The sequence below is a fragment of the Pseudomonas sp. HMSC063H08 genome, assembly GCF_001813645.1.
GTDB classification, from domain to species: domain Bacteria; phylum Pseudomonadota; class Gammaproteobacteria; order Pseudomonadales; family Pseudomonadaceae; genus Pseudomonas; species Pseudomonas aeruginosa.
This window is the reverse complement of the sequence record NZ_KV813606.1, coordinates 1-293: the sequence shown is the minus strand read 5'-3', so window position 1 is coordinate 293 and position 293 is coordinate 1. Positions and strand designations below refer to the sequence as shown.

At 62.8% G+C, this 293-nt stretch carries 1 pseudogene; it reads left to right on the top strand.

Features of this window, described 5'->3' with window-relative positions:
• Positions 1 to 237, top strand: a pseudogene (locus HMPREF2924_RS28840) (PilN family type IVB pilus formation outer membrane protein); the annotation flags it as partial.
• Positions 238 to 293: the final 56 nt, after the last annotated feature.

Below are 293 nucleotides of genomic sequence, written 5' to 3'. Positions count from 1 at the left end.
CAGACCAGCGGGGACTCCAAAGCCCAGTTCCCTAGCTACGACATCCAGCTGTTCGACCAGAAGGTACGCCTGCGCAGCGGTGAGACCTTGGTGCTCTCCGGCTTCGACCAGACCACCGAGGACACCAACAAGGTCGGCACCGGCGACGCCGGATTCTTCGGCCTTGGCGGCGGGCTGACCCGCAATACCAAACGCGAGGTCATCGTGGTGCTGATCACCCCCGTCGTGCTGGGCTGAACCATGGAGAAGCCTGACATCGGTAGCCGTGGACCAGACGTCTCGATCCTGAGCTA